Origin of the sequence: Sedimentimonas flavescens (assembly GCF_019264375.1) — a bacterium.
Lineage (GTDB): Bacteria > Pseudomonadota > Alphaproteobacteria > Rhodobacterales > Rhodobacteraceae > Rhodobacter > Rhodobacter flavescens.
Genome location: NZ_JAHVAI010000014.1, coordinates 16,825 through 32,433, shown reverse-complemented (window position 1 = coordinate 32,433; position 15,609 = coordinate 16,825). Strand labels below are relative to the sequence as shown.

Below are 15,609 nucleotides of genomic sequence, written 5' to 3'. Positions count from 1 at the left end.
CCAACAGACCCTCTCTAGTGCCCCACGAAGCTGCGGTTGAACGAGGTCCTGACCGGATCGAGCAGGTAGCTGAGCAGCGTCTGTTCGTCGTCGAGGAAGATGATCTCGACGGGCATCCCAGATGTGAGCACCACGTCGGGCAGGCTTCTCAGGGCCTCCTGATCTACGCTGACATCGGCCATGAAATAGGGCACATCGGTGCGCTCGTCGATGATGCGGTCCGCCGAGACCGAGCGCACCTGGCCAAAGATCTGCGGCAGGTTGCGCTGGCGGTAGGCCGTCAGCACGACCCGAACGCGCATACCGGTGTAGATCCTGTCGATATCGGTCGGGCGCACGCGCGCCTCGGCCAGCAGCTCAATATCGGCGGGCACGATGTCCAGCAGCGCCTGCCCCGGCTTGATCACCCCGCTCATGGTCGCGACCTGCATGTTCGCCACGGTGCCCGAGACCGGGGCACGAATGACAAGTCGTTCCAACCGATCCCGATAGGCGGGCAGATCACTGCGGGTCAGCGCCAGTTCGGCGCGGGTCTGCGCAAGCTCGCTACTTGCGGCCTCAAGCATTTCCTCGCGCAGGGTCTGCATTTGTAGCTGCGTCTCGGCGACCTGCTCGCCGATGCGGGCGATCTCGGTCTGGGACTGCGCGATTTCCGAACGCACACTCGCGCTTTCGCGCTCCAGCGCCAGCACTTGCGGGAGCCGTTGCAGGCCCTTGTCATAAAGGTCACGCGCGGTGGCGATTTCGCCGCGCAGGATGTCGAGTTCCTGGTTCTTGGCCTCGACCACGCCTTCGATCCCATGCGCGGTGGTGCGTAGCTGCTCGGCGCGCGCCAGCAGCACGTTCTCTCGCGCCTGCTGCGTGGTTCGGCGGGTCTGCAAAAGCTCCTGCTGGCCGCTGAAGACCGTCATCGCCTCGGGCGGCAAGTCAGCGAAGGCCGCGGGCGGATCGTGCATTTCGGTGCCCTGCAACTCGGCCGCCAGCCGGGCCTCGACCGCGAGCAGATAGATATATCGCTCGGTCTTCGCAGAAAGCTCCCCGCGCGTTTCGGTGTCGTCAAGCAAGATCAGCGGCGCGCCCGCAGTCACTTTCGAGCCATCGGCGACGAGGATCTCTTTCACGATCCCGCCTTCGAGGTGCTGCACCGTCTTGGTGTCGCCCATCGGGCTGAAGACCCCGGGCGCAACGGCGGCCCCGGCAAGCGGAACGAGCCACGACCACATCCCCATCACGCCAATAAAGAGGCCAAGCGCGACAAGACCCGTCAGGACGGGCCCTCGCACCGCGCCCGCCAGAACGCCTGTCCCCGCTCGGCGCCGAAAAACCATCCACAAAGCGCCACCAAGAAGCAGCGCCACACCCGCCGCAGCAACATATGCGCCTGAGCCCGTCGCCCCCTCGATCTTCGAGAGAACCTCACCCAGTGCTGCGCGAAACCACTCTGCATCAGGCAACGACATGTTCCCTCCCTACCTCTAACCTGCTGGCGAGATACGCACGCGTGGGCCGCGCACCGCACCCACTTCGCGGGTTTCGGCGACAACCTGCGGCTTGCTGCCCTTCTTGCCGAATTGCTCGACCTGCCCCTCGCTCAGGGCCAGCACAAGATCGGCCAGCTTGAGGATCGAGGCGCGGTGCGAAACCACGACCACGCTCGCCCCCGCGCGTTTCAGCAAGGCGATGGCGTTATGCAGGCATTCCTCGCCCTCGCGATCGAGATTGGAGTTCGGCTCATCGAGCACCACGAAGGACGGCCCGCCGTAGAGCGCCCGCGCAAGGCCGATGCGCTGGCGTTGTCCAAGCGAGATCTGCTCGCCCGAGGGATCGATCACCGTGTCATAACCCTTCGGGAAGCGCAGGATCAGCTTGTGCACCCCGGCGGCCTCGGCGGCGGCAATCACGGCGTCGGACTCCATCTTGCCAAAGCGCGCGATATTCTCGGCGATGGTGCCGGGAAACAGGTCCACCCGCTGCGGAAGGTAGCCGATGTGGTGGCCAAGCTCATCCGGGTCCCAGCTGAAAACATCCGCGCCGTCCAGCCGCACGTGCCCCGCAGTTGGCGCCCATGCACCGACCAGCAGGCGGCACAGGCTCGACTTGCCCGCGCCCGAAGGGCCAACGATGGCCAGACAGGTGCCCGGCTCGATCGCGAAACTGATGTTCTTCAGAATACGCTCGGAACTGCCGGGCGCGGCGAAATGAACCCCCTCCAGCGCGAGCGCGCCTTTGGGGCGGTGCAGCGCCAGCCGGGTTCTGCCCTCGCCCGCTTTCAGTGCCGCATCCAGCGCCGTACGGGCCACACGCGCAGCCTGCAACTGGCGCCACGCGGCGGTCAGCCGCTCGATGGGCGACAGCGCCCGGCCAAGCGTGATCGAGGCCGCGATCATCGCGCCTGCCGTCAGATCCCCGCGCAACACCAGAAACGCGCCCGCACCAAGGATCATCACCTGCAACGCAAGGCGAATGCCGCGCGAGATACTGACGATACTCGAGGTGCGCTCCTGCAGCGCGGCCTCGCGCCCGTGCGCGATGGCGGCGCGGCCTTGCCAGCGGTCGAACAGCGCAGCCCCCATGCCGAGCGGCCGGATCGTCTCGCCCGCATCGACGTAGCGGATGGCCAGATCGTTGGCGCCGTGAACGGCCTGCATCGCCTCGCGCTGCTGCTTGCGGGTGAGCAGATCATTGAGCAGGCTCAGCCCGAACAGCACCCCTGCCCCGCCAAGCGCGATCATCCCAAGAACCGGATGCAGCGCCCAGATGAACAGGATGAAGATCGCACCCCAGGGCGCGTCATAGAGCGCCATCACTGCGTCACCGCGATAGAAATTCCGCAGATCGGCCACCTCGCGCGGCCCCGCCTGCGAGGGCGTGCCGGCAAGCCGTGCTTCCATCCGGCGGCGGATCGCGGGGGCCGTCAGCTCCCGATCCAACCAGAAGGCCGCGCGCGACAGGATGATGTGGCGCGATCGCTCGACCACGGCATACACCGCGATGGCGAAAACCGCGATGACCGTCAGCCAGATCAGCGTGTCATGCGAGCCGCTGGTCAGCACACGGTCATAGATCTGGAGCATGTAGATCGCCCCGACCAGCAAAAGCAGGTTGAGCGCTGCGCTGAGCAAGATCAGGATGGGCGTAAGCCTGTGCACCGAGCGCATCGTGGCACGAAAATCGGTCTGTTCGATCGCCATTTTGCATCCCCCTTCCGCGGTGGAATTGATGAGGCCGGGCAATTGCCTGCCCGGCCCATGCGATCACTAGATGACCACGAGCGTATCGGTCGGATCGGTGCCATCGATGCCGGTCGTGATTTCGACACTATCGGTGTCGCCATCGAAATCGGTGATCGTGATCTCCCAATCGAGTTGCTTGTCGGGCGTCAGCTGCGCCTCAAGGAAGTTCACCCCGCCGATATCGAAGCTGTCGCCGTCATCGTCGGTATTGGTCACCCCGAACGTATCCGCGCCCGATGCCGTGCCGACCTCGACGGTATAGTCATCAAGCACGTCGGTGACTTCTACGGTCTTGTCACCGTTATCGATCACGGTGCCGGTGTAGATCCCGGCATAGGCCGCCTCGATCACGAAGCTCTCGGTCGAGCCATCGCCCGAGATCGTGGCCGTCGCAACCAGGTTCGACTCATCCTCCATCGGCTCCCCGTCGTAGATTTTCACCGAGGTGATCTGAACGGTCGTGTGCGCCACTCCGAGCGGATTTTGCAGGAAGGTCGTCGAACTGACCGGTGCGTCGTTACTCGTCATGTTGTAGGCCGCAATCGTCAAATCGACTTCCGAGCCGTTCGGCGTGGTCTGGGCGATCTCGATCTGCGCACTGGTACGGTCGATGAAACCATCGAAATCCAGCGTGTTGCCGTTCTTGTAGGATGTCTTGTCAAAGCCCGTCGCCCCAACGGTAATCGCGTCCGTGGGCTCCTCGATCGAGAAGAAATACATCGTCTCGCCGTCATCCACGGACTGGCCGCTGATCCCAAGAGCCGTGCCCGAGGCCTCGGCATTCGAGGAGTTGAGCGAGGTCGAAGCCGAGGAATCCCGCGTCCCGTTCGCTTTCAGCACGATCCCGTCAGGAATGACCAGCAGCGCATCGCCATTGCCGGTCGGAGAGTTCGGTCCGAATACGCCGTAGATCTGCTGCCCCGATGGGAAACCGTCAAAGTCGAATTCGAGGTTCGGCTCGGGCGGGTCCTGCTCGGAACTCCAAGTGTAGGTCCAGTTCGCCGGATCTGCATCGCTGTCGTCCAGCAGCATACGGAAATAGACCGTCTCGGTGCCGTCGTATCCGGCAGTTCCGTCTTCGATGTAATAGACAACCTCCTTCATCGTGTCGTCGGTGTAGTCGCCGGTCAGAGTCAGGGTGAGGTTCGGATAGGAATAGACCAGCGTCGGTTCGAAATCGGTGATCGTTACCCCACCCGAGGAGCCGTCAAAGTCTCGGCCCATCGCGGCTTCAAGATCGACCTCCGCGCTCGAATTCGCGCCCGAAGACACGAACTTGATATCGGCATCGGCGATATCGTTGTCGACGCCGCCGATATCAGGCCCATCGTCATCCGACGAGAAGATGGTGTTGGTGTCATCGACGATGGTGCGCGTATGGGTTGCGGCCTCGCTGTCGCCTTCCGAGTCGGTCTGCGTCACCGTCAGCTTGATGCCCACGCTGTCATTGTCCTGCGCCGTCAGGATCGAGGCGAGCTCGTCATACGTGCTGGGCGAAGTCGGGTGCTCGAAGGCCAGCATCTGCCGGAAGGTCAGCTGCGCATCCGTCCCCGAGGTCGGGTTCTCGATGCTGACCACGAAGGCGACCGCGTCCAAGGTCTCCTCGCGCCCGACAAGTTCATTCACCCCGTCGCCGTCCAGATCCTCCAGCGTCAGAACGATCGTCTCGCCATTGACGCTGGTTTTCAGCGTGGTCTCCACCCCATCGGCATCGCCATCGGTCAGCACGAACTCGAACTTGTAGGAGGTCGCGCCAGGGTCGTCCTGCCCGGGATCGGTCGAGACCGTGAACAGCGTCTTGAGCCCGCCCGAGACCGTCGTCGTCTTCTGCCCAAAGGGCGTGATCCCGCCGATGTCGGTGTTGGTCACATCATCCGCGCCCGAGTCATTGTCCTGCACCGCATCGCCCGAGCCATAGCGGTCGGGGCTGCCTTCGGTCTCATCGAGGTTCAGCGCGAACGTGGATACCGCGGTGCCGCTGGCCGAAACCGAAGCGGTCGGGCCGTCATCGCCAAAGTCGATGAAGGGCGTGATGTCCTTGATCGCGCTGTCGCTGGCGAAATCGCCGTCATGATCATAAACGGTGTAGTCGCGCTGCACGCCCAGGTAGCCGTCGGTCGCGACCAGATCGAGAACCTCGTCATGGGCGCTCGTGCCGTTGTGCGCGATCGGCTCGTAAAGCGTGACCTTGACCTTGCCGTCTTCGTCGGTCGCCGTCAGCTCGACGGTGAAGGCAATATTCGCGCTGCCGTCGGTCGGGTCGGTGTCGCCGTTATACATGCCGTAAACGACCCCGCTCGACAGCACGAGCGTGATCGACGCGGTTCCTGCGACATACCCCGTGGCCCCGCCCGAAACCGAGAGCGTCGTCGCCAGCGTCGTCGCCGTCGGATCGGGTTCAGCGCCCGAGGTATCCACCAGCACAAGCTTGTAGCTGTCGCTGTCGGCGGCACTGTCATGGCCGTCGGTATCCTCCGTCACCGTCTCGGTGAACAGCGTCCCGATCTTCTCGGCCGAGGTCACGACGCCAAGCTTGCCGACCGCGTCATCGCTGTTGCCATTCGCCGTTTCGCTATTGGCCTCATCCGCGCGGTCGGTGCCAACCGTCTCGTCAACCTCAAGCCCGCTCAGCGTCGCACTCGTCGTGCTGACACTCACCGCGATGCCCGTGTCATCGAAGCTGAGGAAGCCGCCCGCATCGTCCGCAATCGCAACGCTGTCATTGGCGCTGACTTCGTCATCATCACCGTCAATAATCGTCACGGTCCGCTTCAGCGACAGATCTTCCCCTGTTGCGAGGGTCATGACCAGTTCTTCATCGAACACCGCAGGATCTTCGGTGCCGCCATGATCGATCGCCAGATAATGGGTCACCTGAAGCTGGACGTTTTCAGGATCGCTCGCATTGAGCAGCTCGATCTTGAAGGCAACGTATTCGTCCTGCGTCGTGTCGACACCATCGAACTCGTCCGCGTCACCGATCCCGTCAACGCCGGCAGTAACGCCATAGATCACCCCGTCTTCCTCGATCAGGTAGATCCGACGCTCGGCCATGGAGGCCCCCGCGTGATCGCCCTGCGCCGTCGCATAGAGATTGGTGGCAATTGGATCTTCCGAGGAAAGCAGCAGGCTGTAGGCGTATTTCACGCTGCCGTCGCCGCTGAAGTCACCTTCGCCGTCGCGACCGTAATCGGCGACGATGTCCGCGAAGAGATCGGCGACATCGCTTGTCATGTCCTCGCCGCTCGCCACGTCAGTCGTAAGCCGTCCGATGTAACTGGCACCGTCCAGATCCGCCTTGAGCACATAGACCGGCGTTTGCTGAACCGGCGTGGGATCATCGGCGTTTCCGTTTGGCACAACCTGGTTCGACTCGGTCTCGGCGCCGTTATAGAGATCATCGGCACCAACCCAGCCAGTCGTCTCATCCAGATTGAGCGCGATATCGGAAAGCTCGGTGGCCAGTTCGCTCCCCTCCAGAGCATCGGCGGTCAGCGTCGGCCCATCGTCATCCGACGAGAAGATGGTGTTGGTGTCATCGACGATGGTGCGCGTATGGGTTGCGGCCTCGCTGTCGCCTTCCGAGTCGGTCTGCGTCACCGTCAGCTTGATGCCCACGCTGTCATTGTCCTGCGCCGTCAGGATCGAGGCGAGCTCGTCATACGTGCTGGGCGAAGTCGGGTGCTCGAAGGCCAGCATCTGCCGGAAGGTCAGCTGCGCATCCGTCCCCGAGGTCGGGTTCTCGATGCTGACCACGAAGGCGACCGCGTCCAAGGTCTCCTCGCGCCCGACAAGTTCATTCACCCCGTCGCCGTCCAGATCCTCCAGCGTCAGAACGATCGTCTCGCCATTGACGCTGGTTTTCAGCGTGGTCTCCACCCCATCGGCATCGCCATCGGTCAGCACGAACTCGAACTTGTAGGAGGTCGCGCCAGGGTCGTCCTGCCCGGGATCGGTCGAGACCGTGAACAGCGTCTTGAGCCCGCCCGAGACCGTCGTCGTCTTCTGCCCAAAGGGCGTGATCCCGCCGATGTCGGTGTTGGTCACATCATCCGCGCCCGAGTCATTGTCCTGCACCGCATCGCCCGAGCCATAGCGGTCGGGGCTGCCTTCGGTCTCATCGAGGTTCAGCGCGAACGTGGATACCGCGGTGCCGCTGGCCGAAACCGAAGCGGTCGGGCCGTCATCGCCAAAGTCGATGAAGGGCGTGATGTCCTTGATCGCGCTGTCGCTGGCGAAATCGCCGTCATGATCATAAACGGTGTAGTCGCGCTGCACGCCCAGGTAGCCGTCGGTCGCGACCAGATCGAGAACCTCGTCATGGGCGCTCGTGCCGTTGTGCGCGATCGGCTCGTAAAGCGTGACCTTGACCTTGCCGTCTTCGTCGGTCGCCGTCAGCTCGACGGTGAAGGCAATATTCGCGCTGCCGTCGGTCGGGTCGGTGTCGCCGTTATACATGCCGTAAACGACCCCGCTCGACAGCACGAGCGTGATCGACGCGGTTCCCGCGACATACCCCGTGGCCCCGCCCGAAACCGAGAGCGTCGTCGCCAGCGTCGTCGCCGTCGGATCGGGTTCAGCGCCCGAGGTATCCACCAGCACAAGCTTGTAGCTGTCGCTGTCGGCGGCACTGTCATGGCCGTCGGTATCCTCCGTCACCGTCTCGGTGAACAGCGTCCCGATCTTCTCGGCCGAGGTCACGACGCCAAGCTTGCCAACCGCGTCATCGCTGTTGCCATTCGCCGTTTCGCTATTGGCCTCGTCTGCGCGGTCGGTGCCAACCGTCTCGTCAACCTCAAGCCCGCTCAGCGTCGCACTCGTGGTACTGACACTCACCGCGATGCCGGCATCCTCAATATTGAACTGACCGCCGATATCGGTCGCGATCGCATTGGTCGTGGTGGTCTTGTAACCACCCACGTCGAAATTGCCGCTGAAACCCTCGATTTCGACCTGATCATGCGGACCGTCCGTCGTGAACAGGATCGTGTCGCCCGCTTCCAGCCCCGAAACCTTGACCCCGTCGGCGGTCAGCGTAAACGTGATCCGGCCATCGGAGACCGGGCTGTTGAGCGTCGCGGCGCTCACGTCGAACTCGGCCGTGCCGCCTCCCACCAGATCAACCGACACCATCAGGAAATCCACGTCAACGCGGTTGGACATGAACCCGTTGGTGGCATGGAAGAATTCGCTGTCCTCGACACCAGAGTCGATGTCATAGGCGCGCAACAGCAGCGCCTGCGTCGCCCCGCTCACGGTTTGGGCGATGTCGAACTGCCCTTCCGAAGCAGGGTCGTACATATCGAACTCGATATTGGCGGCGATGTCCGCAGTCGTCTGCGTCAAATTGGGAATGACGTAGTCGGGGTCGAGATTTCCCTGAACATAGGTGAAAACGACCACCTCGCCGGGGTTGATGCCCTGGTTGCCATAGCCGATGGTGGTGTCGCCAACCTTCGAGGTGTTGATCTGGACCACCGCCGTCTGGCCCGTCACCAAAAGACCGCGCAAGTCGTTTGAGCCGCCTTCATCGTCCGGATCCTCGGTGTCAGGCGTTAGCGACCCCGTCTGAACGCCCAACAGGAACAAGCTCTTGCCCGCAGGTGCATCGGAGAAGTCGAACCCCACCGCGTCATCGACCAGAAGGCCGATCTTGCCCGTCAGGTCAATCGAGTGGTCGGTATCTGCCTGCGTTTCACCCGCCTCCGGGTCGTAGACCGCCTCAAAGGTCATCATGTAATAGGTCAGATCGATCTGGCTGGCCGAAACCTGGGTCTCGTCGACATAGATGATCATCACCAGATCGCCCGTGCCCTCTTCGATCCCGTAGATGATGTTTCCGGCTTCCAGACCGGCCTCGGTCGTGTAGCTCTTGGTCACGCCGCCGTCGTCATAGGTAATGTCCGAGAAGAAAAAGATCCGGTTGTTGGTTCCGTCCGTGTCGCTGTCGACAAGCGTCCGAAGGCCGCTGTCGTACAACCCAGAAAGATCCCCGGCCCAGTTAAATGATGCTTCGCTGTCCCACACTGCAAGCGGGACCGCAGTTCCCCCGCCCGAGTTGTACCCGGCAATCGAGACGTTCTCGATGACGCCCGTCGAGGTCACGCTGACAGCGTTGAGCGGGCTGCGCGCAATACGACCTGCCGAGGCGAATGTCTGTAGCGGGTTGGTCGCACCCGTGTCGTCGCCGAAGGCCGTACTGTCATCAAGCGCCCCAACGAGATCGCGCAGACTGAGCGGCAGCGTGCCCCAGGCGATGTCGTCACCGTCACCGGGCGGATTGTCCTGCGGGGCAGTCTGTTGACCGAGGCTTTCGTCAAGAAAGAAGCCTTCGAAGTCACCAAAATCAATATTGATCGTCATCTCTTTATCCTCCCTGACAGGTCAGCAGGGAAGGCGCGAAAGACGTGCCGTCAGCGGGTAGTGCACCGAACTTCGCCCGGAGTCGGCACCGATCTAGCTAGCCCTCAAAACCAACCCGAAAATGTGATCGGTCGGCGATTAACCGACCGTCATCAGAAACTGAGCTGCTGCGTCTAGGTGCCGGGATACTGCCTCACGCCGGTTTTGCACGGCGGAATGCTTAACCTCCCTTTGTCTCAGGGAGACTTATGTCGAAGACGAATAAACAAAAGGAAATGCGTTTGTGTCCGTTCTCATTACAAAAACAATCCTCCTCTATTATCCCCAAGTCAAGCTGTATCCAGAATGCACAATTCGCGCAAAAGTCGTGGCGGCGGCAGGTCCGCGCGACCTGCCTACCGTGCTTTCGCAAGATAGTGCGCGCGTCGAAACTGCTTGATCCCACCGGTGCGCTGCATCGCGAAAGAGTTCTCCTTCACGGAACAGTGGGCTCTCTCGGCACCCACCAAGGTCGGCAAGCATTCCTTAGCCTGCACCCGCAGGCGCATCTGCCAGATCGCTCGCGAGGGTCTGGTGCATGATCTTGATTCCCGCCTCGATCTTCTCTTCCGAGATCGACGAAAAGCCGACGCGAAAGAACGGGCATGGGTCGGGCGGGTTCGAGAAGAACGGTCTGCCATGCTCGATGAGCACACCTCGATTGGCCAGCCGGGCCGCGAATTCCGCTGAGTCGACACCCCCCGGCGCTTCGATCCAAAGGCTTGATCCTCCGTGCCGGGCGGCGCCAGCGATACGAAACTCGGTTTTCTCCAAGGCGTCGGTAAGCACTTCGCGGCGGCGGCGAAAAGTTTCACGCAGACGCACGATATGTGCATCGTAATGTCCAAGGGCCAAGAAATACCCGGTCACTCGTTGCATATGCCCCGGGGCGTGGCGCAGCATCATCGCGCGCAGAGCGCGTGCCTGTTCGATGAACCGCTCCGGCCCCACGACATAGCCGATACGCAGCCCCGGAAAGAGCGCCTTTGAGAAGCTGCCGATATAGATCACCCTGCCCCCGCCATCGAGCGACTTGAGCGCCGGAGACGGAGGTTCAAGGAAACTCATCTCGAATTCGTAGTCATCCTCGATGATCAGGAAGTCATGCTTGTCCGCCAGCGTCAAAAGCTCTCGGCGCTTCTGGAGCGGCATCGTCGTACCGGTCGGGATCGAGTGGCTCGGTGTGACCGCGACAAGCCCCGTGTCGGGGGGCAAACTCGCGGGTTCCAGCCCTTCGGCGGTGCAGGGAACATACTGGATCTGCATTTCCGCAAATTGAAACGTCGCCGCGAAATCGGGGAAGCCCGGATCCTCCATCACCGCCACCCGGTCCTTGCGGGCAAGAAGCTGAACCGCCAGCCAGATCCCGTTCTGCGCGCCAAGCGTTATCAGCACCTCTTCGGGTCGGGCGCGGATGCCCCGTCGCGGCAGGGTGTTGCGACAGATGAAGTCTACCAGAATCGGGTCGTCCACGGCCATCCGTTCATCGGCAAGGTCGGTAAACTCGCGCGCGCCAAGGGCCCGGCGCGCACAGTCCCGCCAGGCGGCGTGATCGAACAGCGTCGGGTCGGCCTGACCGTAGAGAAACGGATAGGGATAGCTGCGCCAGTTCAGCGGCTTTGCGATGCGCCGCCTGGCCGTCAGATCCTGTTTGAGCCAGCGCCCCCAGTCCACGGGCTGAGAAAAGCTCAGCGCATCCTCGCGCCCAATGCGCCGATGCGGAACCTTTTGCGATACCGCGAACCCGGATCTCGGGAGACTGTCGAGATACCCCTGCGCGACGAGATCTTGATACACAAGCGTCACCGTCAGGCGCGATACGCCCAGATGCTCGGCCAGTTGCCGGGTTGACGGCATACGGGTGCCGGGTTGGGCGCGCGCCTCAAGGATCGTGGTAACGATCGATGTCGTGAGCTGCATCTGCAGGCTGCGCCGATCCTGCCGATCAATGAAGAACATTTCGGACGAGAGCCGACCAACAAGATTCTCGCTCATGGCGGCAGGACTCCGTTCTGGACCTAAGAGTAGTCGTATCTGGATATAACCCCAGTCATGACGTGGTGACAATGTGTCGCAAGGCCGTTGGGAAGAATCGGCCGCACTCAGGGAGAAATACAATGAAAATGACGTTCAAGGCGCTCTCGGGCGCCATGGTTGCCGCATTGCTGGCAACCACCGCACTGCCTGTATCCGCAAAGGAATTTCGCGTGGCGGTAGGCGATGGCGCGGGCGGCACCCAGGAAGCGCTTGGCCTTGCCTTCGTTGAAGCGCTCGAGGCCAAGACGGGCGGCGCCCATACCGCGAAGCTGTTCCTGAACGGCCAACTTGGCGACGAGCAGGACACGGTTTCCGCCGCCGCGACCGGAACGCTCGATTTCTCGATCCTCGCGATCAACAACATCACGCCCTTCTCGCCCTCGGTCGGCACGCTGACGCTGCCCTATGTGATCCTGTCGCTGGAAGATGCCGAAAACATCACCCAGGGCGAGATCGGCCGGCAGATGGTTGACAAGACCGTCGAGGACGCTGGCGTGCGCATCATCGGCTGGGCCTATTCGGGCTTTCGCGTCCTGACGAACTCGAAGCACCCGGTGACCACGGTCGCCGACCTGCAGGACCTCGTGATCCGCGTGCCCAAGAACGAGATCATGATCGAGACCTACAAGTCCTGGGGCATCAATCCGACGCCGATGGCCTGGGGTGAAACCTTCGCCGCGCTTCAGCAGAAGGTCGTGGACGGTCAGGACAACCCCTACATGACCGTTTACGCGATGAAGTTCGACGAGGTGCAGAAGTATGTCACCAACATCCGCTACATCTTCTCGATCGAGCCGCTGATCGTCTCGGAAAGCCTGTTCCAGTCGCTTTCTGCCGAAGAGCAGCAGCAGGTTCTGGACGCGGGCCACGAGGCGACGCTGGCCTCGGGGGCGTTCCTGCGCGCCGAGGAAGCCAAGATCAAGTCCGAGCTTGCCGCCCGCGGGATGGAGATCTCTGACCCGGCCGATGGCGAGCAGGAGTTCATCGACCTCGCCACCGCAAAAGTCTGGCCGAAGTTCTACGACACGATCGGCGGCAAAGAGGTGCTGAACGGCGTTCTGACCGCCCTGGGCCGTTCGACGGTCGAGTGATCGGCACGGGGCCGGCCCTGTCGGCCCCGACCTTGTCCCCAAGCAGGTGCTCACATGACTTCGTTCTTGCGTCATCTCGACAAGCTCGAGAGCTACATATGCCAAGCGCTGCTGGCGGTATTCGTCGGCCTGCTCTTCGTGCAGATCGTCTCGCGGCAGGTGTTTGGCAGCTCGATCACCTGGATCGAGGAACTGTCGGTCATCCTCTTCGTCTGGTTTGCCTATTTCGGCGCAAGCTACGCAGCCCGGATGGCGGCGCATAACCGGATCTCGTTCCACCTCAATCGCATGGACCGCCGCCGCGCGCGCCTGATCGAGGCTTTCGGCGACCTGTTCTGGATTGGCTTCAATGCCGTGTTCATCTGGCAGTCGATCACGTTCATCTCGTTGCTCAAGCCTTTCGTGAAGGCCCAGACCCTGGGGTGGCAGATGCGGTGGGTCTACATCGTTCTGCCGATTGCCTTCGCGCTGATGACGCTGCGCATCCTGCAGGTGAATTACATGAAACTGGTGCTCGGCAAGGACCCGCGCGATCCCGACAAGGTCGAGATCGACGGTATGGGCGACACCCCCGAGGGAGGTCGCGCGTAATGGACGGCTACCTGGTAGAAATTCTCTTCGGCACCTTTGCCTTCCTGATGGTGGTCGGCGCGCCGATCACCGTGGCACTGGGTGTCTCGGCGCTGGCCGCGATGTGGTATCTGGGCGACAACCCGATCAAGATGGTGCAAATCGCGTGGTCGTCGGTTGGCTCCTTCCCGCTGATGGCACTGCCCTCGTTCATCCTTGCGGGGGCGTTGATGGAAGCCGCGGGCCTGTCGCGGCGCCTGATCGCGGTGGCAGAAACCATGGCCGGGCCTTTCACGGGCGGCATCTCGGCCGCGACGGTGCTGGCCTGCCTGTTCTTCGGCGCGATCTCGGGTTCCGGCCCGGCGACGACCGCCGCCGTGGGGATGCTGATGATCCCGGCAATGGCGCGGGCCGGATATGCGCGGGGCTATGCGGCCTCGGTGACGGCGGCCTCAGGCGGTCTTGGCATCATCATTCCGCCCTCGATCCCGATGGTCATCTTCGGCATCTCGGCCATGGGCCTTCAGCCGCCGGTCGAAGCCGTCGAGAAGTTCGGCACCTTCCAGAGTGTCTCGATCTCGAAACTCTTCATCGCGGGCTTCTTCCCCGGCTGCCTGATGGCGGGGATGCTGCTGGCCAACAACTACATCCGCTGCCGCGCCGCCGGCTATCGCGGGTCGGCCGAGCCGCTGTCGATCTCCAAGATTGCGCATGCGATCTACAAGGGTTTCTGGGCGATCATGGCTCCGGTGGTCATCCTTGGCGGGATCTACACCGGGATGTTCACCCCGACCGAGGCGGCAATCGTGGCGATCTTCTACACGCTCTTCGTGGGTGTGGTGATCTACCGCGAGCTGACCCTGCGCCAGATGGTCGCCGCGCTAGAAACGACGACCTGGCTTGCCGGGCGGGTGCTGCTGGTGCTGTTCACCGCCACCATCTTCGGCCGCATCCTGGTCGAGAACGGTGTGCCTGCCGTCATCGCCAAGGGCATGTTGTCGCTGACCGACAGCCTCTACGTGATCTGGATCCTCGTCATCGCTCTGCTGCTGATCGTGGGCATGTTCATGGAGACGCTGGCCGCGATCATGATCCTCGTGCCGGTGATGCTGCCGGTCGCCTATCAGATGGGGGTCGACCCGGTTCACTTCGGCATCGTGATGATCTGCACGCTCTCGATCGGGTTCCAGACCCCGCCTCTGGGAGAGAACCTGTTCATCGCCTCGGGCATCTCGAACGTGTCGATGGAAGAGATCTCGCTACGGGCGCTGCCCTTCGCCATCACCGGGGCCGTCGCGATCTACATCATCGCCTGTTTCCCGCAAATCGCACTCTGGCTACCGCGCGTCGTCGGTTACTGAGGGAGGATAGAATGCTGAAAGAAATCAAGACGATCCTCTACGCGACTGACCTGTCGAACACCTCGGTCTATGCCTTTCGCTACGCGGTTTGCCTGGCAAAGGCGCTCGATGCGCGGCTGCATATCCTGCACGTGGTCGAACCGATGAGCGAGGATGCGCGCGTCACCTTGCAGTTCTTCATCAACGATCCGCTGGCGCGCGAGCAGGCCCTGAACCGCCGCTTCGAGAACGCCCGCGACCTGCTGAACGAACGGCAGGAGGCGTTCTGGGCCCAGATGCCCTCGGATGAGAAGGCGCTGCGCGACCGGGTCGACGAAATCGAGGTGATCGAGGGTTTCGCCGCCGAGGCCATCCTGAAGCGCGCCGTAACCCTGCCCGCCGACATGATCCTGATGGGCAGTCATGCCCACGGCATTTCCCACACTTTCCTTGGCACGGTCGCCAAACGGGTCCTGCGCCGCTCGCGCATCCCGACCCTGATCGTGCCCTACGCAGAAGACTGAACCACAAGGACAAGACCATGACCAAGACCCTCACCGCAGCAGACCTGCGGGCGACCTTCGACGCCTTCAACCGCCACGACATCGACGCCGTGATGACCCACTTTGCGGATGACTGCGAGTTCACCACCGTTGCCGGCCCCGAAGAATTCGGCGCGCGCATCGTTGGCCGCGATGCCATCGCCAAGGCCTTTGTCGGCGTCTGGACCGCCATGCCGGATGCCGAATGGGCGGATCATCATCACTTCGTCTGCGGCGATCGCGGCGTGTCGGAATGGACCTTCCGCGGCACCGACGCCGAAGGGCGGCGGATCGAGGCCAAGGGCGTCGATCTGTTCACCATCCGCGACGGCCAGCTGGTGATGAAACAAGCCTTCCGCAAGCAGCGGCCCGTGCTCGACCCGAAGTAATCCCC

At 62.5% G+C, this 15,609-nt stretch carries 9 protein-coding genes; 5 read left to right on the top strand and 4 right to left on the bottom strand.

Annotation, left to right across the window (positions count from 1 at the left end):
* Positions 1–14: 14 nt before the first annotated feature.
* From KTQ37_RS13550 to pdxR, 4 genes are all read right to left on the bottom strand, one after another.
* The gene (locus KTQ37_RS13550) at positions 15–1,460 is read right to left on the bottom strand and encodes an HlyD family type I secretion periplasmic adaptor subunit (protein WP_218631057.1); all 1,446 of its coding nucleotides are present in this window, start codon (positions 1,458–1,460) and stop codon (positions 15–17) included.
* A 15-nt stretch (positions 1,461–1,475) separates the two neighbouring features.
* Positions 1,476–3,191, bottom strand: coding sequence for a type I secretion system permease/ATPase (locus KTQ37_RS13545; RefSeq protein WP_218631056.1), 1,716 nt, complete (start codon positions 3,189–3,191; stop codon positions 1,476–1,478).
* Between the two features lie 66 nt (positions 3,192–3,257).
* Positions 3,258–9,596, bottom strand: a complete 6,339-nt coding sequence (locus KTQ37_RS13540) for a hypothetical protein (RefSeq protein WP_218631055.1) — start codon at positions 9,594–9,596, stop codon at positions 3,258–3,260.
* Between the two features lie 525 nt (positions 9,597–10,121).
* Positions 10,122–11,630, bottom strand: a complete 1,509-nt coding sequence (gene pdxR / locus KTQ37_RS13535) for a MocR-like pyridoxine biosynthesis transcription factor PdxR (protein ID WP_218631054.1) — start codon at positions 11,628–11,630, stop codon at positions 10,122–10,124.
* 128 nt (positions 11,631–11,758) lie between these two features.
* Between pdxR and KTQ37_RS13530 the strand changes: the two genes are divergently transcribed.
* The 5 genes from KTQ37_RS13530 to KTQ37_RS13510 are packed head-to-tail and all read left to right on the top strand — an operon-like array spanning position 11,759 to position 15,604.
* Positions 11,759–12,763 (top strand): TRAP transporter substrate-binding protein, encoded by a 1,005-nt coding sequence (locus KTQ37_RS13530; RefSeq protein WP_218631099.1) that lies wholly within the window; start codon positions 11,759–11,761, stop codon positions 12,761–12,763.
* Positions 12,764–12,817: 54 nt separating this feature from the next.
* A complete protein-coding gene (locus KTQ37_RS13525; protein WP_218631053.1) occupies positions 12,818–13,354 on the top strand; it encodes a TRAP transporter small permease in 537 nt (178 codons plus the stop codon).
* Positions 13,354–14,694, top strand: a complete 1,341-nt coding sequence (locus KTQ37_RS13520) for a TRAP transporter large permease (protein ID WP_218631052.1) — start codon at positions 13,354–13,356, stop codon at positions 14,692–14,694. Before KTQ37_RS13525 ends, KTQ37_RS13520 begins: the two co-directional genes overlap by 1 nt.
* Positions 14,695–14,705: 11 nt before the next feature.
* Positions 14,706–15,197, top strand: coding sequence for a universal stress protein (locus KTQ37_RS13515; RefSeq protein WP_218631051.1), 492 nt, complete (start codon positions 14,706–14,708; stop codon positions 15,195–15,197).
* 17 nt (positions 15,198–15,214) lie between these two features.
* The gene (locus tag KTQ37_RS13510; RefSeq protein WP_218631050.1) at positions 15,215–15,604 is read left to right on the top strand and encodes a nuclear transport factor 2 family protein; all 390 of its coding nucleotides are present in this window, start codon (positions 15,215–15,217) and stop codon (positions 15,602–15,604) included.
* Positions 15,605–15,609: the final 5 nt, after the last annotated feature.

Coding starts and splice junctions, on each gene's coding strand:
- KTQ37_RS13530 (WP_218631099.1), top strand. CDS start 11,759: ATGACGTTCAAGGCGCTCTCGGGCGCCATGGTTGCCGCATTGCTGGCA.
- pdxR (WP_218631054.1), bottom strand. CDS start 11,630: ATGAGCGAGAATCTTGTTGGTCGGCTCTCGTCCGAAATGTTCTTCATT.
- KTQ37_RS13520 (WP_218631052.1), top strand. CDS start 13,354: ATGGACGGCTACCTGGTAGAAATTCTCTTCGGCACCTTTGCCTTCCTG.
- KTQ37_RS13540 (WP_218631055.1), bottom strand. CDS start 9,596: ATGACGATCAATATTGATTTTGGTGACTTCGAAGGCTTCTTTCTTGAC.
- KTQ37_RS13510 (WP_218631050.1), top strand. CDS start 15,215: ATGACCAAGACCCTCACCGCAGCAGACCTGCGGGCGACCTTCGACGCC.
- KTQ37_RS13525 (WP_218631053.1), top strand. CDS start 12,818: ATGACTTCGTTCTTGCGTCATCTCGACAAGCTCGAGAGCTACATATGC.
- KTQ37_RS13550 (WP_218631057.1), bottom strand. CDS start 1,460: ATGTCGTTGCCTGATGCAGAGTGGTTTCGCGCAGCACTGGGTGAGGTT.
- KTQ37_RS13545 (WP_218631056.1), bottom strand. CDS start 3,191: ATGGCGATCGAACAGACCGATTTTCGTGCCACGATGCGCTCGGTGCAC.
- KTQ37_RS13515 (WP_218631051.1), top strand. CDS start 14,706: ATGCTGAAAGAAATCAAGACGATCCTCTACGCGACTGACCTGTCGAAC.